Below are 21,518 nucleotides of genomic sequence, written 5' to 3'. Positions count from 1 at the left end.
TCACCTCCTCACGCTGCAATCTGCTCAAACTGCTTCCGGGTCATTCGCGTTATACTGCCGTTCCTGTACACCTTAGCTGGCCACGCTATTAAGTCCAGATCGATCACGGGCTCAGGGTAGCACCGGCAATTGAATATCCCACCGCAATGGTAATGTCCATATGACTTCATGCCGTCCAGCAGCTCAGGACTCGGTGGATCGTTCCAGTTAACCAGCACACCATCCATACGCGCATGCGAATCACGCACCCTTGAATCCTCGCTAGTTTTCCAGACATACCAATGCACGCCCATCCCCAGGCTCCGTGCTTCTGTAAGTGCCGTAGAGGTTTTGCTGCTTTCGGTACGGGCGATCAGCGCTGCCTGGGCATTCGACATATCCGGGAACAGGAGCTTGAGCTGCTCGGCTATGCTGCTGGATCTTGTCCCTTTAAGGCTTTCCTCCAGAATATGTTGGGTAGCCTTTCGGGCAAGATCCAAAGGCATGGATCCAATAAGCTCGGCATTGCGGTTAACTTGATGCATAACAGCAGCGCCAAGTGGACCTGCCAGCTCTTTTTGTAACGCTTCATAGATCCGCCTCCCCTGGCTGTTCTTTGCTGCAGCTTGCCTCCAGGTGCGCCCGGAATCACTAAATAAGTGGGTTACCATCTTCATCGCTGTAGCCTGGGCATACGCCAAAAAGCCCTTACTGTTCGCAAAGGCTCTCATCGCTCTTATGATTTCACTTGGATCGTTTAAACCAGCTAGCAAATTTGCTAGGCTTTGCATCGCCGATCGGAGGGATCGCTGGTAAGCCTGTTCGATCCGCCTCTTTGGTGCCCAAAGGCTGGCCATATGGATCTATCCCTCCTCCCATTGGCGGAAGCAGCTCACCTGGATCATCGATGCTGCTGTCTGCTAGTTCAATATCCTCGTCACTGATATTCGTAAACATGCCGGTAGTCTCGCTCATCTGCTTTAATTCCTTCATCGCTGTTTTCTGACTGATAAGCCCGGCAGTGTACACATCGGCGATTGATGTCGTTTTCTTATCGACCAGTTCCGCGATCTCCTTGTCATCGGGCGTCCGGATCGGGTCAAACTTATAATCCAGATCATCGGGGATCGCACCAAACTCTGACATGCACATGATCGGGAGCAACTTGTCTAGGATAGGCGCCAGTGAGGTTTCCTGCCCCTGCTGCACAACCTCATAGTAATTCTGCATATCCGATTCGCCAGTGGCGTTCATACCTGCAGGAGCCCGACCAAACAGCTTAGTAACCGGGATCATACTAGCTCCTGCCATATCCAGCATGAAGCTTTCGTATATCTCGTTTAGTCCGCCAAAGCTGTATTGGTGGGTTTCGAAACTGTCATCTTTACTAAGGATGTGCATACCCATGTTGCTCATGAGCCAATTCTGCGCTTGAAGCGTGTTATACACATCGGACTGGTTTTGGGTATCCGTTACGGATAACAACTCTCCTAGATCACCCATCTTCAGCACACGAAGGTTAGCCAAAAACACCAGCTGTGCAATATTGGCGCTAGTGTTATCCCGTTTCTTGAGCTCATCATAAACGACCTCAACCTCCGATGCGCCCCAGTACATTTCTGCAATCTGCTCCCAATGCGGCAGCTCTCTCCCGATAAAACGCAGGATCCGACTGTGGTGGACTTTCATCGTGGCGCCTTTATCGGTCGTTACTTGGTATGTCTCAGGCAACCCAAAATCAGGATCGTCGATATCGTCAACCAGTTCAGAGCTTGGCGTTACACCGGACCAGCGATCCAAGATCATGAGCCCTTTAAAGCTGCCTGGCATAATCGTGTCGAAATCAAGCGGCTGCTCCAGCACATCTTGGTGCCCCTCAATCATGATAAGCCCGACAGCACCGCCATATAGCCTGCCCCACTTCAACCCTTGCAGAATCTTCGACTTAACCTTACGTACCCTCCAGATCTTATCCAAACGACGGATCATGTCCGGATCCAGCTGCGTGGTAATCGTAATCCAGTTCCGTGTCATGTCTTCCGGAATGGTATCGATCACTCGCCTTATGATCCAGTGTGAACGGTACAAGCTGTTCATGAGCTGGTAATTCTGCGTTAGCCTGGTCAACGGATACTCGGTACCCTCGATCAGGTTTGGTGTGCCAAAGCCTAACCGTGCCAGTTGGTTGCTGAATGCATCTGTCGTTAATCCTCTGGACAACTTAGGTTGTGGCATCTCAGTGGCAACAGGAGGCTGTCTAGCGTCTGTGGCAGCCTGCTTTCGTTTACGTTTCGACAAGTTATCCCTCCTTTCTACGCAAAATAAAAAGCACCTGTTAGGGTGCTTGGCTCACAAATTATTATTTACTAAAAAGGAATCCAGCGGCATTGTCATCTCCGCCATACCATTTATCGACAATAGCTTGTGTCTCCATAGTGAATAGATCCCTTACAAAGTCGGCTTCCGAACCTTCTTCAGGTAGAACATAATCTTTTAAAGTCGATTTAGGCCATTTATGGTTAGCTTTTAATGCCACGGGTGCAATTCTGAGTAAAGTCGCCCCCAGAATTTCCAAATTTAAAGTTTCTATTTTCAATTTATCACCTCCCCCCATTCCCTTTCGACAGGAGGCGACTATTTCCTTTTTAATCCAGCTTACTTTCTTTTACGCTGCCGCCAACCGGCGCGGCTTAATGATCGTTTTTACAAAATACCTTGTACCGTCCATAGCGTGGTCAAATTGCTTCGTTGGCTGTTCGACGCCTCGCTCCCGGGCCTTCTCATCCCATATGTAGGAAGCTCGTTCCTTTAGGAAATTAGGACAGTTCTTACTATGCACTCTGAGCTTGCGCTTAGCCATCATGGTCGAAACGTTCCGGATTCCGTCCTCCACATCGTTATCTGCATCCTTGATCCGGACGCCACGGTTACGCAGCGCCACTTTGAAACTGGCTGCGGATGGATCGATAATGGTGTACTGCAGCCGGTCGCGGTCAGCTTCGATAAACGCCATGAAGTCCTCCGCGTACTGGCTATCCTCTTTCTGGACACCCTTAGCCCTGCCATCGTAATAATATTCATTCAGGATCCAGCACACATCCCCATCATCCCATATGTCCAAAAATACCATCGGGTTACTCGTGCCGTAATCAACTGCGATATATCTGCGGGCAAGCGACTTGAATCCGGGTATCAGATCCTCATCATCAAACGTGTTGAGCTCATCGTCCCACATATCGTAAATAATACCCTCCGCCATTACCCACAAGCCCAAGATGTAGCGCTTGTAGAATATGCCGGTAAACATGCGCTGGTATCTCTCCCGTGTTTGCGGCGATAGCGACAAATTGTCCGACATGGTGAAATGCAGATGTAGCGCGTGCTTCTTCTGCAGCTGATCCAGCCATTCCAGCTTGAACCAGTGATACGGTCCCGCGGGGTTACAGTTAAACCAAAACTTGGAGCCCTCTACCGAACAACGTGCGACAGCCTGGTCAACAAAACTGCGAGGCATCAGCGCTACCTCATCGAACAACATACCCGCTAGCGTGATCCCGGCGATCAGGTCTTGCGATCGCTCATCCTTCCCGCCAAACAGGAAGAAGTGGTTCGACACTAACCCCAGGCTGATCGTGAGCACATTCTGTGTGCGGTCATCGTGGACACGGTATCCCCTGCTCTGCAGCATACGTTTAAGAGGTCCCACAACGTTCCTGCGTAGCGATCCGATGGTTTTACCTGCCATACCTAGCTGCTCGTTAACAAACGTATGGGTAGCCCATACAACGAAGCTGAAGGTCATGGACACGGTCTTGCCTGCCCTTACGGATCCGTCAGCGATCAGCGCGTCCTTATCCTTATGTGGGCTCTCTGGCATCCACCAGGTTAAAACCTTAATCTGTTTCGTCGAAAACGGTTTCCAACGGAACGTCGCCGGCTTCAATTTCATCTGCCCATACCTCCTTTGCCGAGGCTTTCAAGGCATCGAAGAAACCATCGTCCTGGGCTCCTGGAGGGTCATCGCCGTTAGCCTTGGTCTTAGCGATCGCCACCTGCTCACGCTGCAGCTCCAGCTTCTTCTCCTCGATCATGCGGCGATGGTGGTCTGGCAGCACGTCCATATACCGGGTCAAGGCTTCCAGGGCTTTCATTTTGTCGTGGAGCTTGATCGATACGCCGTCCTTGCCTTGCTTGATCTCGCTGATCAGCGATCCGTCAATCTCGTCACTGTTTCGCAGCGTCACGAATTGGCTTTTATACGTCAGCGGCTCATAGGTTTCGGGATGAAGAATAGGCTGACCTTCCGAGTCCATCCGAATCTCATTGCTAACTCCAAAGTCTATGATGTCCCCTGGATCTGCAAATGCGATTTTCATGTATTCCAGGACAACCCTTTGTACGGATAAGCCAAGCTCACCGGTCATCGATTCTCGATACCTCTGGTTTGCCGCTTGTATGTCCGGCTTTCTCAACAACTCCCAACCTATCGAGTAGGCTGTTCGCTTGCTGTAGCCGGCAGCCATCGCTGCTCGGGTTGCGTTAAAGTCCTTTTGGTACTCCATCACGAAAAGCTGCCACTTCTCAGGAAGCTTATCCAATTCAGGCTCAGGAGGCGGCTCAGGCCTCTTTGGTTTTGTGTGCACACTTTTTTCGTTTGTGTGCACCATTTCCTTTTTTGTGTGCACACTTTTACGTGCCCATTTATGCCTTGTCTTCCAGGACTTGATTGTGTTTAAAGTGACCTCGTATTTTACAGCGAGCTCTTTATATTTCATACCTAGATTATAATCAGCTTCTGCTTTTAGTCTAATTTCATCCGACACAACATGGCACCTCACCCCCGATTGTCTATGCAATGTTTATGCACGGACTTATGTATAAATCATGCCTTTTGTACATAAGTACTTTTCCCGATTGCCGCGGCAAACCGCGATACATCGGGCTTATTTTTAACGTTTGGCGAATATGATTTATGCAGCGTTTATGCAATATCACAGAAAACCGCGCCACTGCGCCATTCTTGAATTTATTGATTGCAGTTGTAAACAGCAACTTCCACGCTGATATACACCGTTTATGCATAACAAAGGGAATAGGCCCACAGCGTATGCTGCGGGCCTATTCGATCATGCCGAGACTCTTAGTTGCGATATTAACCACGCCCAGTGTCGAAATTAGTCCCTCTATATATAAAGGCTAAATCGTAATACAAGCGTAATACAAAATGCCCTAAACCGCTTGTCCTACCTTGGTTTTTGCTCTTAGGATATATGTCTGCACAGCGCCCTTTGCCATATCCAGTTCCGCACCGATCTCCGCTAGGCTCATGCCTTGGACCATGTGCAGCAGGTAGCACTGTCTCTCCCGTTTGGAAAGTAAAAGTAGCACTTCGACCATTTGCTTCTTGCGTTCATCGGTAAGCTGTACCTCTTGCGGCTCGATGTCGAGTGACGGGAATAGATCCATATCCATCAAGGCAGCACGGGGATAGGCATCCTTTCTGTCTACCCCGCGCATACTGCCTGGACGCCTTCCGCGCCGCAGCCACTCGATCGAGTAATTCATATCGCTGATCATGCTGTCCACGATCAGCGACTCCTCCTTCTGTAGCTTGTCCTCTGGATCCAGGCGATCCCTATATTTCAGCAGCTGGTTTTTACCCTGGTTGTATTCCGCTAATAGTTCCTCGACCCACAGCTTCATACGCTATCCCCCTGTTGTCAAATTCCCAAGCGTTTCAGGTTATCTCAACTCTTTAAGCTCTGTATCCTCAACGGTAATTGATGTCACCGTAAGCCCGTCCCACTGTGTACAAATTTCCTCGGCTTTCGCCAGCACGGCAGCTACCTGCTTTTTACTAATGCCTGCCGTGCACTCCATGGCCTCACGGATATGCTTTTGCCCCAGCTGGTAGGCTTTGGTGTGGGCGGTGTTCATCAAATCCCAAAAGGCTTCATCCGTCGCCTGCTGGATCCGCTGGCGTATTTTCCGTTTCTTGATCGGGTTCATGCGCTCGCCACCTTATCGATTCTCGCCTTCACCGCATCCATCAAAGCGTCCTGGCCTGCTGCTTTACGCTCCAAGGCTGATACTGCCTCTTCATCCATCGTCCCCTCAGCGACAAGCCTTAGGACCACAATTCTGCGTGTCTGACCTTGCCTGTGTACCCGTGCATTGCTCTGCTGGTCTTCCTCCAGGCTCCAGATCTGGTCGTACCAAACAACGGTCTGGCAGCTACTATCTTGGAGGTTAAGCCCATGCCCTGCGCTCTTAGGGTGCAGCAGCAAAAGGGGGATCTGGTCGCCATTCCACTCGGCGATGTCTTGGTTGCCGTCTTTGCCCTTGCGCAGGATACGGGTTTGCGGGAATCGCTCTTGGATCCGGCTCAGGCTATGCTTGAAATTGTAAAACACCATGACTGGCTTACCTTGTGCTGCCTCGATAATGTCCTCCAGTGCATCCAGCTTGGCGTCGTGGATCAGCTTAACGCCGCGATCCTCGTCATACACAGCACCGGATGCCATCTGCAACAGCTTCATCGATAACACGGCTGCTGTATTCGCCACGACATCGGCGTCAGCGTAAGGCAACAGCAGATCCTCCTCCAGCTGGTCGTAAAGCGCCTTTGCTGAAGCTGAAAGCTTAACCAGTACTACGCGGTCAATACGTTCAGGAAGCTCCAGCCAATCCTCGGCTTTCATGCTAACGGCGATATCACCGATCGCCTCGTAGATCCGTTCTTCTGATTCTTTTTTCTGGTTCCAGTTATATACCACATGCCCATCGCGCTTTCCAGGCGTAAAGTACCGGTCACGATAGCTCGTTATGGTATTTCCCAACCTTTGCCCCTGGTCTAGCAAATACATGGGTGCCCATAAGTCCATGAGGCTGTTTGGCGCTGGTGTGCCTGTAAGCCCAATCACGCGGTTAATCATCGGCCGCACCCGGCGAAGCGCCTTAAAACGTTTGGACTGTGGGTTCTTGAAGCTGGATATCTCATCGATCACGACGGTATCGAAATCCCAGCTTGTCCCCAGCTCGCCAACTAACCATTCCACATTTTCACGGTTGATTACGTAAATGTCGGCATCGGCTTTCAACGCCTTACGCCTAGCCACAGCACTGCCCAGCACCTTTGATATCCGCAAATGCTGCAGGTGGTCCCACTTCGTCACCTCACGAGCCCAGGTGTCGTCAGCTACCCTCAGCGGTGCGATCACCAGCACACGGCTGGTATCGAAGTAATCATTCAGCAACTGGTCGATTGCTGTTAGGGTGGATACGGTTTTACCTAAACCCATTTCCAAAAGCAATGCGATATACTCCGTGTCTATAATGCGCCCCGTTGCATAATCTTGGTATTGGTGTGGCTTATACTCCATTTGCCTTCACCTCGGCTATAAAACGATCGATACCGTCGTTGCAATCTATTTTGTAAACCCCATGCCCTAATTCCCGTAACGTCTTTGCCCATTTGGCTTGCAAGGGGCTTAACGGCTTGCCAGGTGCTTTCATCTCGACGTATAACGTCCGTCCATCTGGCAGGATGACAAGCCGGTCAGGCACACCGCGATTTCCTGGAGATACCCATTTCGGCGCTTGCCCACCAATCCGCTCAACTTCCCGAACCAGCCTTCGTTCCAAAGTTGATTCCCGCATATCCATTTCCTCCTAAGTGATGATGCTTTCTCACACGTGTATAGACGTATATGCGTTTAACCTATATTCCCTATCCCTATATAGGTTAATTTAATTTTTTATAAAGATAGTAATTATATGGAATCATTAGAATCAGCAGTGTCTTAAACCTTGGTACGGCTAGGCTTTCAGTGATCCGTCAATGTGATGCCTTAGCACCATATGTGGGATCATTGGAAAATAGGTGATCCCACATGATCCCATAGGATATTTTTAACGAATCACCTTATCAAAGGCTACACTCTGCCCATATCCAGCCACACGAACCTTCCCCGGCAGCTCTTTCCATCCCGGTATGCGCCGCATCATATCACAGATGGCACGGGCGTCCCATTTCTGCATCATGCCGAGTCTTCCCCCTAAACACTCGACCCAAATCTTAGTTGCGCATACCCGTTTGTGGTAGTAGGGATCTTCCCCGATCTCATCGGTAACCTGCGTCTCCAGCCATTCCTGAATAATGCCTTCACGCGGATCTATCTCTAAGTGAGACGCTTGCTGCATCTTCGCCATCTCGGCGGCATCCCGGTCCAGCTCCAAGGATTCCCCCGCCTTGAATAGGTGCAACGCCTCCGCCCAGATTTGCCCCACCACCTCATCAGTAAGATAGTCCCAATGGCTAAGCCTGGATTTCTTTGGATCCACGTCCACAGGCCAAAAGCGGCGGTTACCCGTCTCATCCCGCAAGAAATCACGGGTATTGGTTGTACCGAAAAACACGCATTTACGTGGAAACTCCGAAACTTGCCGATCATAAGCTACGCGATATCGGTCTTCAGTCTTGGACAAAAACGCCTTAACCTCATCCACTTCTGATTTCTTAAGCGCCGACAGCTCGCCGATCTCGAAGATCCACCCCGCCTGCAGGTGCTCCCCAGCTTCTTTATTCTCAAACGTACGCAGGCTATCGCTGAACCACTCCCGCCCCAACTTAGCTAACAGGCTGGATTTCCCAGCCCCCTGCGGACCCACAAGCACTAACATTTCATCAAACTTGCAACCTGGCTGATAAAGCCTAGCCACAGCAGCTAATAGCATTTTACGAGTCGCCTGGCGCACATAATGGGTATCATCGGCGCCCAAATAGGTGATAAAGATATCATCTACCCGTTGGATCCCGTCCCAAGTACGAGATTCAATATACGCTTTAATAGGATGAAATTTATTGATATGCACGACCTCTGTAAAGGCATTCTGGATCGTAGCCGACGCCTTGATGTTATATACCTTGGAGAACCAATGTTGGAGCCGCTTGTCATCAGCCCCCAGCCACGGCTCATATCGCCTGTGTGGGCGCTCTCTCTCCCGCCAAGGCAAAGGCTTACGGATGACCTCCGAATTACCAAAGGCGTCATAGGCAAGCACACCATGCCAGGCTCCATGACCGAGGATCAGTTCTGCATTACCGGCAGTGGGGAGGACGTCACAGCTCTTATGGTGCAGCTCCAACTTACCCTCCCAATTTCTGTCTTCGGGATCTGGCTCCTCGGTTATACTGTCATCAAAGTCCCCAAAGGCGTCAGACAGTTCAGCCATCTTGAGTCGCCCTACAGCAGGCTGTTTTGCCGCAAAATGTTCCATAGCCATATGGCTGGGCTTCTTGGCATCCGGCGTAAATTCCTTCACCCGTTCGTCGAGATGCCCAAATTTGTGGACACGCACAAGGTCAAACAGATTATACGTGCGCCCATCAGCTACAGGGTCACTGTCTTGGTGCGAGTAAGCTAGCTCCTGGTCAGGGAATACCTCTAGCCCATTGCCGCTGGATCCACCCGAGTACGTATAGCGGTTCGGCATTGTCCCCGTTGAATATTGCTCATTTAGGAAAGAGTCGATGCCCTCCTCGATCGTATACGCCCGGCAGAATAGCCCAATCGTGCCATGCTTCTCCCGTGGATCCTGAGCCTTCTTTCCAATTAATAGAGGACCTGCCTTATCATCAACATGGCGTGGCCACTGCATCACGTCCTGCCAGTTGTCGTACTCAGCCAGGATACCCTCCACATCCAATGGATCGCCCTCATATACTTCCAGCACCGGCTCTGCATCCTTGCTGCAGCTGGGCAGGTACATGAGGCGATGCACGTCAAACGTGGTCTTGTCAAAATAGTCCATACCGATCTGCTCCGCCAGCTTGCGGCTGACGGCAGCGTACTCATCGGGGCTTACATTGCGACCCACGGGCACAATAAGCCTGTACTTGGGCTTGTCTGGACGGTGACTGTGGGTCGAATAGATCACGTAAGCAGATCCGCCTAAGACTAGCTCCACAGCGAACGGGAAGTCATCGTCAGCCCTATCCACATCCAGCGTGATTAAGCTGCGGGTATCGATGGAGTCTTTCTTTCTACGCCCGCCCCGGACAAGCCCGCCGACAAAAGCAGACCCGTCCTTAGCCTTGCCTTTATCCGGCACCGACATCTTGTTATACTGCGCCATCGTCTCTGCAGTCCGGCGCACCTTACGTAGACGGTCAACGAACTCATCCCAAGATAGATATTCAGGCTTCCAGTTCGTGTCGGCTCTATGTTTTCCGAAGCTGATGTCTAACTCATTGTCTTGCATACACTCACTTCCTTATGGCATCTAGACCTAAGTAACATCTGTGCACAATCTTTAAAAATGATATAATAGTTAAATCATGGGAAAAGGAGACTTATATGGATATCCAAAAACAATTAGATGCAGAGTTTGCTACGATCATTTTTAAACAAGACAATTTTTCTTATGCTATTGGCTCAAATAAATTCCTTGTCGCGGATTGGAAAGCGAACATACTCCATACCTACGACTACAAAGATTTACAAATTAATGCTGCCGCAGAAATCGGTAATGGCTTCATTTCTGGATCCGAGGAACAACAATTTTCCAAGGCCGAAATTGAGACCGGAACGAAACATTACCTACTAGATGAAGATTCCAAAGGGAATCTAACAGATTTTATTAATCAGCTGAACAAGAAAAAATCTAGCTTGTCGTATTAACACAATTATTTGATCCCCTCCGTTTTATGAAAAGAGGGGGTCTCTTTAAGCTGGGACTGCTACTTTTAAATTACTCTTCCGTGACTTCTTGACCAGCTTCTGGGCTTTGAATGCCTCAATGAATGCCTGCACCTCATCGGTTGGGTTACAATTTTTCTTACCGCGGACCTGTTTGATTTCCTGACCAACGACCTCAACGGTGTAAAAAGGGGTTTCCGGCTCTGTCGATCGTCGGAGTACGAACAAATTGGTTTTACCGTCAGCGTATCGATCCGTATACCCGCCGACGCAATGTTCCAGTGCTTTCCCCTCATCGAACAACTCAAGGATGGAGGCAGCCGGTCGAATAATGAATCCGGCATATTCAAAACTAAATCGGTTCAACTCATTAAGCCGAGCCGTAATTTTGACGTTAAGGGTTTCGTCCTTCTTAACCTTCATTTTGCGGATCGTTTTTTGGTGTGCCTCATATAGGTTATTCGGGAACAATACGTGCTCCTGTTCCAAATCCATACCGAGCTCCATGCAATCCTTAATGTAATCCCTCAGAGCGGTAAGAACCGAACTGGCGTTACGGTAATGTTTTTGAACGCCATCTCTGTTTAACTGCCTCAATGTATATTGAGATATCCGGGTAAAGGGTGCATGCTTAAACAGTTCTTTCGACATATCCCAATAGTAACCATCTGTAAGATCCCTTAGCAGATGTGCCTCCACAAAGGTTAGCTTTAACCCACGCTTCTTATAAAAATGGTAACTGTGGAGGCTGAGAGGCATAACGGTAAAAGGTGCAGAGCGTAGATCCCTGAGCTCAGCTTTAGATATCCGAAGCACCTTATCGATGGATTTCCCCCGCCAGTTAATGACTCGGTATGTCGGCAGACCATTGAGCTTCGACTCAACCACATTCCTCAAGCCCATCTTGGTTAGGTACTCGACACACGGGTATCTTGCTGCTAGGTCGAAGAACTTTACCAGATCGTACTGATCTTCGTATTTTTCCCAAGTGCAGTATTGTAAGTGTGTTCCGTGAACTGCAGGAACGATACTCTCCACAGCGGTGTGACTCCGTTTATTTTTCATACTGTGAACCATCTCGGATCGAACATTTTTCTTCATGTGCCAACTATCGCACCCAAACCAATAGTCACGCTGCAACATCTTCGTACTTCCGGGTTCAAACAGATATAGCGCAATGTCCTTATAAACCGTTTCCGTTTTATAATAATCTCCTTGGTAGCTGCGGTAAGCATAAATGCCTCTGGCGACAACCGCATTAGAGTTAATCGCCGATTTTTGATAGTAGATAAAATAAGCATCATCGAGCATCTTCTTACGACCCATCCCGCTTGATTTCACTTTGACCAACGATAGGCACCTGGGGCATTGCCAGTCTTGGTTGTGCTTCAGTTTGACCAAGGTCATATATTCATTTTTACAGTGGGAACAATAGCCGAACTGAAAGCCTTTGAAGCTTCTTACAAAAACATAACGGCTGGAGAGAAAAACCGTGTTTGTGGCATAGTCCTCAATTTCTTGGCTAATAGATAGGGGGATATGGGCAACAAATTCCTGAAATTCAGGGCTCGACATATTTTCACCCCCTACAGCATCATGGCTTCAAATTCAGCATCTATATCCTCTTGTGTCGGCGTGCCGGCTGTGTCGACTGCCGGAACTGCTTCAACCATCTCGCCTACACCAAAATACTTCAATACGATTGCGAAGCCTTCTGCATCTGACAGGACGGCCATGCCGCCGACCTGCTTCTTTTTGGCCTCAGCCTGCATCGCTTGCATACTCTTCGCGATCGACTTATCGATATTCAGGATTTTGCTGGAATCGTCCGGATTCGACTGCAGGTGTTTGATCAAAAACTCTCCGACCATGGGGACATAAGGGTTATTGCTACCGGTCATTTCCGTTCTTAGTTTTTCAATCGCTTTAGCTGGCATCTTTAGCGCCTCCTTTTATCGATGAGATCAGTCGATCAACATACCAGCGTGCCTTCTCCAAATCCTCGACACCGTTCTTTAGTGACCAGCGCCAAAGGTATTTTATAGCTACACCCGTGTTGTAGGCATTGCCGCCGGTTAATCCTGTGGTAGCTGCCTCGATCGCATCGATGCACTCAATGGATCCGGCGGTGTAATGACTCGGGTGGTTAACAGGATCATCGGATCGTGTGATAGTACCTGCAGGAATTAAATCAGGTGAATGCTCGCTTACTTGCTCCTGTAATTGATCGATATGCATTTGCAAAGTGCTTACGGTTGAATCCAAATCGATCAAGTCAAGAGCATGCTCGGCTTCCAGCCCCTTGAGTTTATATTCCATCTCTGCAGCAGCCTGCTTAGCTTCGGCTAGCTCGGCTTGAAGCTGTTCGATCTTGGCAGCACTAAGCTGGTCTAGTACAAGCTGCTCATCGATTAACTTTGCCGCTACTTCATCCCATTTCACTTCTGGTTCCTTGTCTGCTTGAGGAGTATCCGGCGGTTCCGGTGTAACTGCCTTGAGAGGCTGAGGGACCGGATTTGCTGGGTCAGGCATTTGTGCCAACACCCTGCTTGCCTGTTCAGCCTTGATCCCCTTCACATCCCATACGCCCAGCCACTGATAGAGACTGTTCGCTTTCATCCCCCATGCCCTCTCGATGCTTGCGTTGGTCTCGCCTGCAGCAATCTGCTCCAGGTATATCCTCTTGGTTAGCCCGCAAGACGGGGCTTCCTTTGGTGCTTTTCCCATATCGATTGGCTCCTCTTTTATCGGGTCAACCTTAGCCTTGACCCAGGCTTGAGTTGGTTTGGTGTACGGTCCTTTGTATCTCGTCGCTGGCCCATATTTAGCCAACTCTTCTGGCGATAAAAAATAAGTAGTCATTACGCTGTTTCCCGTAGCCCTCATTTCAGCGTCCCGGCTAGGGATAGGTGTTCCAGTGCCATGTCCGATCCTGCCCATTATGCATCAACCTCTCTATACCGGCATTGGTCCCAGGTCCTGAAGCTCCAGCGTGCCGTGCCCGCCCCGGAATACATCATATTCGATCACTAGCTTGCCACCAGATCCGCCCACAGCCTTGCAGCTAGTGATCGTGATACCCTTCTTTTTCATAAACCCGTCATATATCTTCTTATGAACGTAAATCATCTCACCGGCATACTGGGAAGGTAACTCCATACGAGGACGAGAGCGCTGCACCCGCAGCCTTTCCCGGTGTTTGGATTGTTCCAGCTTGCGCTTCCTGCTGCGATCGGCTTCCTCAGCCCTTGCGTTCTGGCGTTGCTTATCTTCAAATCGTTTTTTTACAAGTGCTGCCTGCTCCTGGGTAATCTGATCTTTCGTTTTCCGTTTTGCCATAATGCGTCACCCCTTCCGCTTAGCAGTCGCCATTCAGTAAGCAGACATTTCCCGATAGCTTGATTATCGCTGGCAGATTTTTACCGCTTGCATTAAACCCACTAAGATCAACACCGAGCTCTTCAAGCCGTTTATAGGCTTTATCCCCGTTATGGCTTGCCTCGACGATGGTAATCAGCTCATTAGTAAGCTTAGTAAGCTCTTGATATTCGGAAATCGTTTTTACCAGTTGCTTCTTCAGCTCAGGGATTATCGTGTCCAGTTCTTTAACTAAAGGGTACGAGCTATCATTTAGCAGGTTGTGCATGACCGAGCTTATGTGCTCACGAGTGATATCCATCCGCAAGGTGACGATATGGCTATTCAAATCCTGCATAAGTCGGTTTAAGTTATGCCAATCCTTGAATCGCTTGTGATTCCCTTTTGCTTCTTGTAAGGTGTCGTATAACTTTGAGGCTTGCCGTTCTATAGGTCCGACGTCTTTATAGATTTCAAATATAACTGGCTTTACCGCAGCTTGGACAATTCCATGGGCAGCTTTCCAAAGGATGTCCTTTCTTGCTCGCGATTTGTCTGAAATGAATTTGGTTACATCTGCTTTACGGATACCCATATATAAAACCTCCTGAGATATTTAATCCTTTTGGTAAAAGTCGCATTCAAAGCCTGCTGCTTTCAAAGGTAATCCGGGTGCCCAATCAATCGGCTGACCCATTAGATCTGACATCTCCTCAACAGAGCCAAAACCGATCGGCACATCGGCAACTATTTCATCATGGACATGGATTGCAGTGCGATAGCCGGCTGCCTCAGTCCGTGTCAGCCCCACCGCCAAGCAATCCCTAGCAATAGCTTGAACCAGATTCTCCACTAGCGTCCCGCCCCATGTCCGTTGCGGCATCCAATTGTTGCGTTCATCCAGTGCATAAAAGGTAAGCCCGTCTTTGCCAAACTTCGTATCCAGCTTAATTTCTGGCTGCGGATAGGCTAAGCTGTGGCCGCTCGGCAGGTCTGCGAACAAAATGCCACCTTCGTACCGGTATTGCACTCCATGTGCCAGCTTGACTGTCGTTTTCTCCTGAACCGCTTGCATTGCAGCTTCCTCAGCTGCGTACCAGAGCTTACGGATATTTGGGTTGGCGTTGCGCCACTGCTTAACAAGCCGGTCGTATTGGTCCTCGGGGATCTCCTTGTTCTTGTCCATCTTCGACAGGGCTGCTGCACCGCCACCAAACCCGCAAGCCAACGTCGCGACCTTGCCCGGAGCACGTAAACGGTAATTGTCATGCCCCTTTACGATGGTTTCAAATGGGGTGTTGAACATACGGGCAGCTGTGGCCTCATAGATCTTGCCGTGACCCTTAAACACTTCCAGCACCCACATCTCATCCGCCAGCCAAGCAATGACCCTAGCCTCGATCGCCGCATAATCGCTGACAATGAACCGGTTACCCTCTGAAGGGATCAGCGCTGTCCGAACCAGCTGGGAGAGTACAAAAGGCGGAGCCCCGTACATCATCTCAAGGAATTCATAATCGCCAGAACGCAGGATACTCCTCGCAAGATCCAAGTCGGGTATATGGTTTTGCGGCAAATTTTGCATTTGTACATTACGCCCAGCCCAGCGCCAAGTACGGTTAGCCCCACAATATTGTAGGATACCCCGCACACGGTCATCGCTGCATAGCGACCGGGACATGGCATCATACTTGGAATTACTGGTTTTGCCCATCTCTTGCCTAAGCTCCAGCAACCGTTTCGTATCTTCGCAAGGTGCAGCATTCAGAAGCACTGGCATGAATTCTTTGCCTAAACCGTCAGGCGTCTCCAGCCCGTGGTCTGATAGCCAACCCTTAATTTGCGTGAGGCTGTTGGGATTCTCTAGCCCCGTTAATTGATGCGCCTCATCGACTAGCCTTTCCGTGTACTGCACGGCACAAGCGATAGCGTGTTCTATTAATACTGGATCCAGCCGGACACCACGATCATTGATTTGCTGGTCAAGCGCCCACAGCTTCCATTCATGGGATGGCACGGGGAAGCGTTCCAGCTTGAGCCTGACTTCACGCTCCACGACTACATCCTGCTTGTTGTAAGCCTTGTACTCTTCCCACTTCTCTGGATCATGGTGTGGATAGTTACGGGTACGCTGCCCATTGACCTTGGTGGGTTTACACGGCACGCTGAAATATTTGATCAAGCCTTTGCCCTTGGTATCCTTCTTATCTTCCAGCTTTAGAATTTCGGCTACTTTGCCCAGAGAGCCTGGCAGCCCGAGTGTCAGCGCCCAAACAGATGTACACTGCCACATATGGGGGTTGCATTTGATGCCAAAATGCTTGGCGATACAAGTTCGCTCAAAGTTGGCGTTGAAAGCTGCCTTCGTGACGAAGGGGTCAAGCAAATCGTGTAAGATGAAATCCGGTACATCTTCGAAAGCCGTTAGATCAATCACCGTAACCGGCTCATCATCGTAAGCATAGGCAAAGAGCAGAATTTCGAAATCGGGTGACTCGACGTATCGGTAAACACCTGATTTGAGAAGGTCAACGCTGCTGTATGTTTCAAGGTCAATTTGTAAGATAGTCATTTTGCCCTGCCGCCTGTTGGAGCAGGGGCTGGTATAAGCCCAATACTCACCCGGATCGCGTAATTAACTTTGACCATCTCATCCTCCGACAGCTCACAAACCCAATCCCTAAGCAGGCTCTTATCGATCGTCCGGACCTGCTCCAGCAAGACTACGGAATCCTTCTTTAGCCCATCGCGGGCGCTAACAGGTACGTGCGTCGGCATATACCTTTTCCCTGAATCCGTGAGCGCCGCAACGATAACCGTTGGAGAATGCTGGTTTCCTACATCATTTTGGATGATGAGCACAGGCCTGGTACCCCGCTGCTCACTCCCGTTTGGCGTGCCAAGGTCAGCCACCCAGACATCGCCCCGTTGTATGCTATCCCCCATTACGACCACCTCCAGTTTTCGATTTTCCTAACAAATTAACAGCGCTGCCCTGAGGCTTATCGAAAACGACAGTCAGCGGTGAAAGCAAGCTTGCCGTAAAATCTAAGGTGTATTGCTGTTCTTCTGTGAGAGCCACCGGATAAAGGACACTATCCTTACAATAGAAGAGAACAATTCCATCCTTCATAGCTTCTTGCCACCGTGCCTAATTTCCCGAGTCGCATTATAGTCCATCTTAATCCGTATAGCCGTTTCAAGGTCGATGCCCAGATGCCCACAGGTATCAAATATCCGGATCACCGTATCCGCCAGCTCCACAGGGATACCGCAGGGCTTCTCACCTTCGAAGTAAACCTCTTGCAAACCTCGACCGTTACGGTGATCCTCTAAGGCTTCCGATAGCTCAGAGTGCATCAAGGCGATCACTTCGCCAAATGTCCGGGGCTCCTCGTACCAGCCTTTATTGATAGCATTCTGGTGTGCTTCGTTGACGAGATCATTTATACTAAGGTCAACTGTTTTTCTACACGGCTGCCCATCCACTACCCAGCCCCCGCAATCCTCTCCACAAGCTGGGCAACCTGCATGAGGGTCTTTCTTCAAATATTCCGTTAGCTCCGCTTCATTTAAATAACGTTTCATATATCCACGCTCCCTATTTTATGGATAAAGAAAGAGGATCCCCTTACAGAATCCCCTACAAATTTAGTTCAAGAAATCGTCATCGCCACCAAGATCATCCTCGAAATCCTCATTGGCGAAATCATCTGACAGATTGGATCGACCGCCTAGGAAATCACCATCCTGGACCTTAACGATATTATTCAAGCCTGCAGCCACACCGCGATTACCCTTTGCCTCGAACGGATAGAAATTAAGCGAAACCTTGGCGTAGCATCCTGAATAAACCTCAGTTGTGTCCGTAATCTCTTGGAACTTTGTTTTCCCGTTACCGTCCTTACCAATCGGCTTGGCGATACCTGGCTTGTTTTTGGATGTACCATTAAGGAAGAAATGACCTTGGTAGGCTTCATCTTCTGGTCGCTCCTCGTCCCCGTCGCGTAAAGGCTTTTTCAAATTAGCAGGGACCTTTCCATTCGGCCATTTGGTCTTGCCCAGTTCGATTGCTGCGTTAACAGCCGCTTGAATCTTCTTCAAAGTGTCCTTGTCTGACTTAGGGATCAAGATTGCTGTGCTGTACTTATCCACCCCATTATCATCAGCTTCCGGCTCAAATACATGTGTATAGGAAAGCCTCACTTTTCCCGTGATTACTTTAGTTGACGTATTATCGATTGCCATATTTGATTTGCTCCTTTTGAGTTGAGTTTAAGAAATAAGTTGTTACTGGGCCACACAAGGCAGCATGATCAGCAGCAGTTTTAGGGTCATTCGGCATGCGGACATTTCCAGGATGTTTGTCGTAGTACATTTCCTTAGACTCCACAAAAGCAAGCCCCACCCCATACCCGGTAATCCTTTGGTTGCACTGACTCCTCATTCCGAAAACTCCTCTCCGGCAAAATCTCCGTCAATGCTATTCAGCTCTGGCCGCTTATCCGTTTCGGGGACTAAAGCTGGTTTTCCTGGAGGCTTAACGATCAAGTCAGCTAACAAAGCAGCTAGATCCTTCTTGCCTACCAGTTTCTCCAGATCACCGATGCCCTTAAATTCCTGTGGCTTGAGAATCTTATCTGCCTCAAACCCTGCTTTCAGTAGCTTTGCCTTCGCGGCTTCCTTATCTGTGATCGCCCTGTTGCTGCGCCCCTCGACTAGCTTCCATAAAGGGACGCGATTCCCAGCCTTGGCTTGGTCATAGGCATAATCTGCAACGTCTTTACCCCAAACCGCCAAACGTTCGGCGATAAAAAGAATGTTGCCGATCTCCTCTAAGCTCATCCTGGCAGGGTCTTTGAACTCGTAAGCTAAAGCTTCCATATTCGCATCGGCACGGGCTCGGCAATCGCCTTTAATCTTGCACCACCGGCAATGGTCGCCCGATGCAAATTCCCCTTCGCCAGCGAACGCTAGCAAGGCAGCAGGTTTGACCACCGTCTCCGCCCACTCGACCAGCTCATCGATCGGCAAAATGTCGGTACTGACGCTATCCAGGCGAGGCTGTGAGATGGTCATGTGCACCTCATGGATATCATATAAATAGCTGTAGCTGTTCCAAGCACCCAGTCCATAGAGCCGTATTTGAGGGTTGTTGAAGGCGCTGACGGGCACGCCCTTGCCATACTTCAAGTCGATAACCTCAAGGACGCCATCTGCAATCAGCACCACGTCACCCGTCCCATAGCCCTCGGGCACCCACTCGGTAAAATCCAACCGATCCTCCAGCAGGATAACCGCATCGGACGAACGGGCTTTTGCTGCCATGTAGCGCTCCTCTACAAACTCCACGTAATCGGTGACGGCATTCTCCATCTCAGGACCATAGAACGTATCTGCCTTCACCTTTTCCATGGCAGCATCTAGCCGTTTGCGCTCCTTCGAGTCGCAAGGCAGCAGCCTACGGCGTAACATGATCTCAGACAATTCATGCGCCAGAGTGCCTTCGTTGGCATAATCACTGCGCTTCTCAGCGATACCCTCTTGCACTCTGGCGCTCGGCGGGCAGTTAATCCACTGGCTTGCCTTGGACGCACCTAGTAAGGCGTGCGCCCGTTCAGCATGTGCGGGCTGGGTCATAGTGCCTCCAAAGCAACAAGGAACGCAGCACGTTCCTCTTCCGGTATATTGGAAATGGCACGGCCTGCAAGAAGCAACTTAACTGCAGCTTTGCCTTCAAGGGTCTTTGCAACCTCCTGAGCCTTGGCACGTAAGTCTACAACAGTAGGAACGGGGGCATCATCGTCTTGAAAATCATCTTCAATGGAGCCCTTGGTCTGGGAACCTTCCTCAGAAGCATCAGCTGCGGCACTCTCAACTGGTTTTTCAGTTTCAACAGGTTTAGCAACAGAACGGTTACGGGTAGCAACGGGCTTGTCCGATTTAGTTGCATCGGCAGTTCCAGCAGCAGGGAATGTGAAATGGGCAGCAAGAACGGAAAACTCTTTAACGGCTTCGATAGCGCTATCGCCGGTGATATTGATTTGTACGGACATGGATGATTCCTCCTAGTAGATGTGTGGTAAATCTTAGACGCCAACTGCCGTAAAAGCGTCACCTATCGGCAGCTCCTCATAATTTTGAGGGTTTTCATGCGGGTGCCCTTGTGGTATGATAAGGTTAACTGTATTTCCAGATTGCTTGACCAGATGGCTGCTGCTCGTAACAGTAGCCATCTTTGCGTTACCGTTTAATACCTGCCTGCACCGGCTGTATTGCTTACGTGCATGCCTCTTTACTGCTGGCTGTTTTGCTAACCGTTCCAGCAGCAGCCACAATGCCGCCCTCAATTTGGTACGCTTCATATTCAATCCTCAATTCCATGTTTAGTACGGACAGCCAAAACCTCTTCAAGCGTTAAGTGCCCTGCTTTGATCATCATGCCGATGTGTGAAACACCAAGAGCCGTTGAAAGCTTGCGGATAATTTCAGGTGAAGGTATCCTTTTCCCTAGTTCGAGATGCACTATGAACGTTTGAGATACACCGGAAAGAAAACTAAGTTTATGCGAAGAACTCACTCCCTTTGCTTTTCGCAACGCTTTAAGATAAACTCCAAAAGAATTCGGTTCCATTGCATTGCCTCCTCACTAAAACCAATCCCCTTGTATGCCGAATGCCTTCTCGATCCCAACCATTTCAGCTTTACATTGCTCCCGCTGATCCGGCGTAATATCGTCAGATAAGTAAGAGTTGTACAAGTCCAGGTATTTGCGGTAAGACTTCTTCTGTTCTTTATTCATGTCCTTTGGCATAGGTGTTCACCTCCTCTCATTCCCGCCAAGAATTTTAAACATTGATGCGCTGCGCCTTCTCTTTCTTTCGAGCATCGACCCATCGTTTGAAATCTTCTCGATCTACCCGCTTCGACCCACCAATGGCAAAGTTTGCAATCCCGCCAGCTGCCTCCGTTATTTGGAACAACTCGTAAACACGTCGACGAGATAGATAAAGGTAGTCAGCAATGTGCTGAGCGGTTAGTACTTCTGGCAATGCATTCCAAGTTAGAATCTTACTACGACTCTTTCTGTCGATCATTTTTTCGCCCGTAGTTGACAATTAAACCCTTCCCTTCTCTCATTCAATTGATAATAATATTATCAATAACTATAAATGGAAAAAACTGATATAAAAATATTGACGATAATTATTTTATCGCATATACTAATAAAAGATAATATAATTATCACATAACGCATAGTTAAACAACCCGCTCGTCGCTAAACAAATCAGGGAATAGGATTTCTAAAGGTTGACCACAATAGCTAGAGATTCGAAACATCACATCACGTCCAGGTTTTAACGCTCCTGTCTCGATCATCCTGAGATAGACTTTCGATATACCTAATTCAAGTGCGACCTCCTCACGGGACCCCTTTGATTCCCGACAAGCAATAAGTTGCTGTCGTCTATCTGCCATCTT

At 49.3% G+C, this 21,518-nt stretch carries 29 protein-coding genes; 1 reads left to right on the top strand and 28 read right to left on the bottom strand.

Going from position 1 to position 21,518, the window contains the following annotated elements; all coding sequences use genetic code 11:
- Positions 1–8 precede the first annotated feature (8 nt).
- The 10 genes from G9U52_RS27335 to G9U52_RS27290 all read right to left on the bottom strand — a co-directional run bounded on the left by G9U52_RS27335 (position 9) and on the right by G9U52_RS27290 (position 10,242).
- Entirely contained in the window at positions 9–710 is a 702-nt protein-coding gene (locus G9U52_RS27335) for a phage head morphogenesis protein (RefSeq protein WP_207953230.1), read from the bottom strand.
- Between the two features lie 13 nt (positions 711–723).
- The gene (locus G9U52_RS27330; RefSeq protein WP_207953229.1) at positions 724–2,277 is read right to left on the bottom strand and encodes a phage portal protein; all 1,554 of its coding nucleotides are present in this window, start codon (positions 2,275–2,277) and stop codon (positions 724–726) included.
- 61 nt (positions 2,278–2,338) lie between these two features.
- Complete coding sequence (locus tag G9U52_RS27325) at positions 2,339–2,575, bottom strand: hypothetical protein (protein ID WP_166153834.1); 237 nt, start codon at positions 2,573–2,575, stop codon at positions 2,339–2,341.
- Positions 2,576–2,644: 69 nt separating this feature from the next.
- Positions 2,645–3,928, bottom strand: coding sequence for a PBSX family phage terminase large subunit (locus G9U52_RS27320; RefSeq protein ID WP_166153833.1), 1,284 nt, complete (start codon positions 3,926–3,928; stop codon positions 2,645–2,647).
- Positions 3,873–4,622 carry a terminase small subunit gene (locus tag G9U52_RS27315; RefSeq protein ID WP_207953228.1) on the bottom strand — a complete coding sequence of 250 codons (750 nt, stop codon included), beginning with the start codon at positions 4,620–4,622 and terminating at the stop codon, positions 3,873–3,875. The genes G9U52_RS27320 and G9U52_RS27315 overlap by 56 nt, the downstream gene beginning before the upstream one ends.
- 586 nt (positions 4,623–5,208) lie before the next feature.
- A complete protein-coding gene (locus G9U52_RS27310; protein ID WP_166153831.1) occupies positions 5,209–5,682 on the bottom strand; it encodes a sigma factor-like helix-turn-helix DNA-binding protein in 474 nt (157 codons plus the stop codon).
- A 39-nt stretch (positions 5,683–5,721) separates the two neighbouring features.
- Complete coding sequence (locus tag G9U52_RS27305) at positions 5,722–5,988, bottom strand: hypothetical protein (protein WP_166153830.1); 267 nt, start codon at positions 5,986–5,988, stop codon at positions 5,722–5,724.
- Positions 5,985–7,361, bottom strand: a complete 1,377-nt coding sequence (locus G9U52_RS27300) for a DEAD/DEAH box helicase (RefSeq protein WP_166153829.1) — start codon at positions 7,359–7,361, stop codon at positions 5,985–5,987. Before G9U52_RS27300 ends, G9U52_RS27305 begins: the two co-directional genes overlap by 4 nt.
- A complete protein-coding gene (locus tag G9U52_RS27295; protein ID WP_166153828.1) occupies positions 7,351–7,638 on the bottom strand; it encodes a VRR-NUC domain-containing protein in 288 nt (95 codons plus the stop codon). The genes G9U52_RS27300 and G9U52_RS27295 overlap by 11 nt, the downstream gene beginning before the upstream one ends.
- 252 nt (positions 7,639–7,890) lie before the next feature.
- Positions 7,891–10,242 (bottom strand): virulence-associated E family protein, encoded by a 2,352-nt coding sequence (locus tag G9U52_RS27290; RefSeq protein WP_166153827.1) that lies wholly within the window; start codon positions 10,240–10,242, stop codon positions 7,891–7,893.
- Positions 10,243–10,337: 95 nt separating this feature from the next.
- On the opposite strand from G9U52_RS27290, the gene G9U52_RS27285 reads away from it, so the two are divergent.
- The gene (locus tag G9U52_RS27285; RefSeq protein ID WP_166153826.1) at positions 10,338–10,661 is read left to right on the top strand and encodes a hypothetical protein; all 324 of its coding nucleotides are present in this window, start codon (positions 10,338–10,340) and stop codon (positions 10,659–10,661) included.
- Positions 10,662–10,706: 45 nt separating this feature from the next.
- On the opposite strand, the gene G9U52_RS27280 is transcribed toward G9U52_RS27285, so the two are convergent.
- From G9U52_RS27280 to G9U52_RS27195, 18 genes are all read right to left on the bottom strand, one after another.
- The gene (locus tag G9U52_RS27280) at positions 10,707–12,254 is read right to left on the bottom strand and encodes a PcfJ domain-containing protein (RefSeq protein WP_166153825.1); all 1,548 of its coding nucleotides are present in this window, start codon (positions 12,252–12,254) and stop codon (positions 10,707–10,709) included.
- A gap of 11 nt (positions 12,255–12,265) precedes the next feature.
- Positions 12,266–12,616, bottom strand: coding sequence for a hypothetical protein (locus tag G9U52_RS27275; RefSeq protein ID WP_166153824.1), 351 nt, complete (start codon positions 12,614–12,616; stop codon positions 12,266–12,268).
- Positions 12,606–13,619 carry a DUF3310 domain-containing protein gene (locus G9U52_RS39415; RefSeq protein ID WP_207953227.1) on the bottom strand — a complete coding sequence of 338 codons (1,014 nt, stop codon included), beginning with the start codon at positions 13,617–13,619 and terminating at the stop codon, positions 12,606–12,608. Before G9U52_RS39415 ends, G9U52_RS27275 begins: the two co-directional genes overlap by 11 nt.
- A 15-nt stretch (positions 13,620–13,634) precedes the next feature.
- Positions 13,635–14,018 carry a hypothetical protein gene (locus tag G9U52_RS27265; RefSeq protein WP_166153823.1) on the bottom strand — a complete coding sequence of 128 codons (384 nt, stop codon included), beginning with the start codon at positions 14,016–14,018 and terminating at the stop codon, positions 13,635–13,637.
- Positions 14,019–14,037: 19 nt separating this feature from the next.
- Positions 14,038–14,631 carry a hypothetical protein gene (locus G9U52_RS27260; protein WP_166153822.1) on the bottom strand — a complete coding sequence of 198 codons (594 nt, stop codon included), beginning with the start codon at positions 14,629–14,631 and terminating at the stop codon, positions 14,038–14,040.
- Between the two features lie 21 nt (positions 14,632–14,652).
- Complete coding sequence (locus tag G9U52_RS27255; protein ID WP_166153821.1) at positions 14,653–16,608, bottom strand: DNA polymerase; 1,956 nt, start codon at positions 16,606–16,608, stop codon at positions 14,653–14,655.
- Positions 16,605–16,982 (bottom strand): type II toxin-antitoxin system PemK/MazF family toxin, encoded by a 378-nt coding sequence (locus tag G9U52_RS27250; protein WP_166153820.1) that lies wholly within the window; start codon positions 16,980–16,982, stop codon positions 16,605–16,607. The genes G9U52_RS27255 and G9U52_RS27250 overlap by 4 nt, the downstream gene beginning before the upstream one ends.
- The gene (locus G9U52_RS27245) at positions 16,972–17,169 is read right to left on the bottom strand and encodes a hypothetical protein (RefSeq protein ID WP_166153819.1); all 198 of its coding nucleotides are present in this window, start codon (positions 17,167–17,169) and stop codon (positions 16,972–16,974) included. The genes G9U52_RS27250 and G9U52_RS27245 overlap by 11 nt, the downstream gene beginning before the upstream one ends.
- The gene (locus tag G9U52_RS27240; RefSeq protein ID WP_243767585.1) at positions 17,166–17,624 is read right to left on the bottom strand and encodes a nucleoside triphosphate pyrophosphohydrolase family protein; all 459 of its coding nucleotides are present in this window, start codon (positions 17,622–17,624) and stop codon (positions 17,166–17,168) included. Before G9U52_RS27240 ends, G9U52_RS27245 begins: the two co-directional genes overlap by 4 nt.
- A 63-nt stretch (positions 17,625–17,687) precedes the next feature.
- Complete coding sequence (locus tag G9U52_RS27235) at positions 17,688–18,284, bottom strand: DUF2815 family protein (protein ID WP_166153818.1); 597 nt, start codon at positions 18,282–18,284, stop codon at positions 17,688–17,690.
- Complete coding sequence (locus G9U52_RS27230; RefSeq protein WP_166153817.1) at positions 18,271–18,483, bottom strand: hypothetical protein; 213 nt, start codon at positions 18,481–18,483, stop codon at positions 18,271–18,273. The genes G9U52_RS27235 and G9U52_RS27230 overlap by 14 nt, the downstream gene beginning before the upstream one ends.
- Positions 18,480–19,676 carry a DUF2800 domain-containing protein gene (locus tag G9U52_RS27225; protein ID WP_166153816.1) on the bottom strand — a complete coding sequence of 399 codons (1,197 nt, stop codon included), beginning with the start codon at positions 19,674–19,676 and terminating at the stop codon, positions 18,480–18,482. Before G9U52_RS27225 ends, G9U52_RS27230 begins: the two co-directional genes overlap by 4 nt.
- Positions 19,673–20,092, bottom strand: coding sequence for a hypothetical protein (locus G9U52_RS27220; RefSeq protein ID WP_166153815.1), 420 nt, complete (start codon positions 20,090–20,092; stop codon positions 19,673–19,675). The genes G9U52_RS27225 and G9U52_RS27220 overlap by 4 nt, the downstream gene beginning before the upstream one ends.
- 33 nt (positions 20,093–20,125) lie before the next feature.
- Positions 20,126–20,401 (bottom strand): hypothetical protein, encoded by a 276-nt coding sequence (locus tag G9U52_RS27215; RefSeq protein ID WP_166153814.1) that lies wholly within the window; start codon positions 20,399–20,401, stop codon positions 20,126–20,128.
- Positions 20,402–20,403: 2 nt separating this feature from the next.
- Complete coding sequence (locus tag G9U52_RS27210) at positions 20,404–20,670, bottom strand: helix-turn-helix domain-containing protein (protein WP_166153813.1); 267 nt, start codon at positions 20,668–20,670, stop codon at positions 20,404–20,406.
- A 15-nt stretch (positions 20,671–20,685) separates the two neighbouring features.
- Positions 20,686–20,850: a hypothetical protein gene (locus G9U52_RS27205; RefSeq protein ID WP_166153812.1), complete on the bottom strand. Its 165-nt coding sequence runs from the start codon at positions 20,848–20,850 to the stop codon at positions 20,686–20,688.
- A 34-nt stretch (positions 20,851–20,884) separates the two neighbouring features.
- Positions 20,885–21,154 (bottom strand): helix-turn-helix domain-containing protein, encoded by a 270-nt coding sequence (locus G9U52_RS27200; protein ID WP_243767584.1) that lies wholly within the window; start codon positions 21,152–21,154, stop codon positions 20,885–20,887.
- Positions 21,155–21,296: 142 nt separating this feature from the next.
- The gene (locus tag G9U52_RS27195; protein WP_166153811.1) at positions 21,297–21,515 is read right to left on the bottom strand and encodes a helix-turn-helix transcriptional regulator; all 219 of its coding nucleotides are present in this window, start codon (positions 21,513–21,515) and stop codon (positions 21,297–21,299) included.
- Positions 21,516–21,518: the final 3 nt, after the last annotated feature.

Source organism: Paenibacillus agricola (genome assembly GCF_011440305.1).
In the GTDB taxonomy this organism is placed as follows: domain Bacteria; phylum Bacillota; class Bacilli; order Paenibacillales; family NBRC-103111; genus Paenibacillus_S; species Paenibacillus_S agricola.
This window is presented reverse-complemented; position numbering and strand designations above follow the sequence as displayed.

Excerpts from the sequence above, each read along its gene's own strand:
- G9U52_RS27335 (WP_207953230.1), bottom strand. The coding sequence starts at position 710 with ATGAGAGCCTTTGCGAACAGTAAGGGCTTTTTGGCGTATGCCCAGGCT.
- G9U52_RS27320 (WP_166153833.1), bottom strand. The coding sequence starts at position 3,928 with ATGAAATTGAAGCCGGCGACGTTCCGTTGGAAACCGTTTTCGACGAAA.
- G9U52_RS27310 (WP_166153831.1), bottom strand. The coding sequence starts at position 5,682 with ATGAAGCTGTGGGTCGAGGAACTATTAGCGGAATACAACCAGGGTAAA.
- G9U52_RS27305 (WP_166153830.1), bottom strand. The coding sequence starts at position 5,988 with ATGAACCCGATCAAGAAACGGAAAATACGCCAGCGGATCCAGCAGGCG.
- G9U52_RS27300 (WP_166153829.1), bottom strand. The coding sequence starts at position 7,361 with ATGGAGTATAAGCCACACCAATACCAAGATTATGCAACGGGGCGCATT.
- G9U52_RS27295 (WP_166153828.1), bottom strand. The coding sequence starts at position 7,638 with ATGCGGGAATCAACTTTGGAACGAAGGCTGGTTCGGGAAGTTGAGCGG.
- G9U52_RS27290 (WP_166153827.1), bottom strand. The coding sequence starts at position 10,242 with ATGCAAGACAATGAGTTAGACATCAGCTTCGGAAAACATAGAGCCGAC.
- G9U52_RS27285 (WP_166153826.1), top strand. The coding sequence starts at position 10,338 with ATGGATATCCAAAAACAATTAGATGCAGAGTTTGCTACGATCATTTTT.
- G9U52_RS27280 (WP_166153825.1), bottom strand. The coding sequence starts at position 12,254 with ATGTCGAGCCCTGAATTTCAGGAATTTGTTGCCCATATCCCCCTATCT.
- G9U52_RS27275 (WP_166153824.1), bottom strand. The coding sequence starts at position 12,616 with ATGCCAGCTAAAGCGATTGAAAAACTAAGAACGGAAATGACCGGTAGC.
- G9U52_RS39415 (WP_207953227.1), bottom strand. The coding sequence starts at position 13,619 with ATGGGCAGGATCGGACATGGCACTGGAACACCTATCCCTAGCCGGGAC.
- G9U52_RS27265 (WP_166153823.1), bottom strand. The coding sequence starts at position 14,018 with ATGGCAAAACGGAAAACGAAAGATCAGATTACCCAGGAGCAGGCAGCA.
- G9U52_RS27260 (WP_166153822.1), bottom strand. The coding sequence starts at position 14,631 with ATGGGTATCCGTAAAGCAGATGTAACCAAATTCATTTCAGACAAATCG.
- G9U52_RS27255 (WP_166153821.1), bottom strand. The coding sequence starts at position 16,608 with ATGACTATCTTACAAATTGACCTTGAAACATACAGCAGCGTTGACCTT.
- G9U52_RS27250 (WP_166153820.1), bottom strand. The coding sequence starts at position 16,982 with ATGGGGGATAGCATACAACGGGGCGATGTCTGGGTGGCTGACCTTGGC.
- G9U52_RS27245 (WP_166153819.1), bottom strand. The coding sequence starts at position 17,169 with ATGAAGGATGGAATTGTTCTCTTCTATTGTAAGGATAGTGTCCTTTAT.
- G9U52_RS27240 (WP_243767585.1), bottom strand. The coding sequence starts at position 17,624 with ATGAAACGTTATTTAAATGAAGCGGAGCTAACGGAATATTTGAAGAAA.
- G9U52_RS27235 (WP_166153818.1), bottom strand. The coding sequence starts at position 18,284 with ATGGCAATCGATAATACGTCAACTAAAGTAATCACGGGAAAAGTGAGG.
- G9U52_RS27230 (WP_166153817.1), bottom strand. The coding sequence starts at position 18,483 with ATGAGGAGTCAGTGCAACCAAAGGATTACCGGGTATGGGGTGGGGCTT.
- G9U52_RS27225 (WP_166153816.1), bottom strand. The coding sequence starts at position 19,676 with ATGACCCAGCCCGCACATGCTGAACGGGCGCACGCCTTACTAGGTGCG.
- G9U52_RS27220 (WP_166153815.1), bottom strand. The coding sequence starts at position 20,092 with ATGTCCGTACAAATCAATATCACCGGCGATAGCGCTATCGAAGCCGTT.
- G9U52_RS27215 (WP_166153814.1), bottom strand. The coding sequence starts at position 20,401 with ATGAAGCGTACCAAATTGAGGGCGGCATTGTGGCTGCTGCTGGAACGG.
- G9U52_RS27210 (WP_166153813.1), bottom strand. The coding sequence starts at position 20,670 with ATGGAACCGAATTCTTTTGGAGTTTATCTTAAAGCGTTGCGAAAAGCA.
- G9U52_RS27205 (WP_166153812.1), bottom strand. The coding sequence starts at position 20,850 with ATGCCAAAGGACATGAATAAAGAACAGAAGAAGTCTTACCGCAAATAC.
- G9U52_RS27195 (WP_166153811.1), bottom strand. The coding sequence starts at position 21,515 with ATGGCAGATAGACGACAGCAACTTATTGCTTGTCGGGAATCAAAGGGG.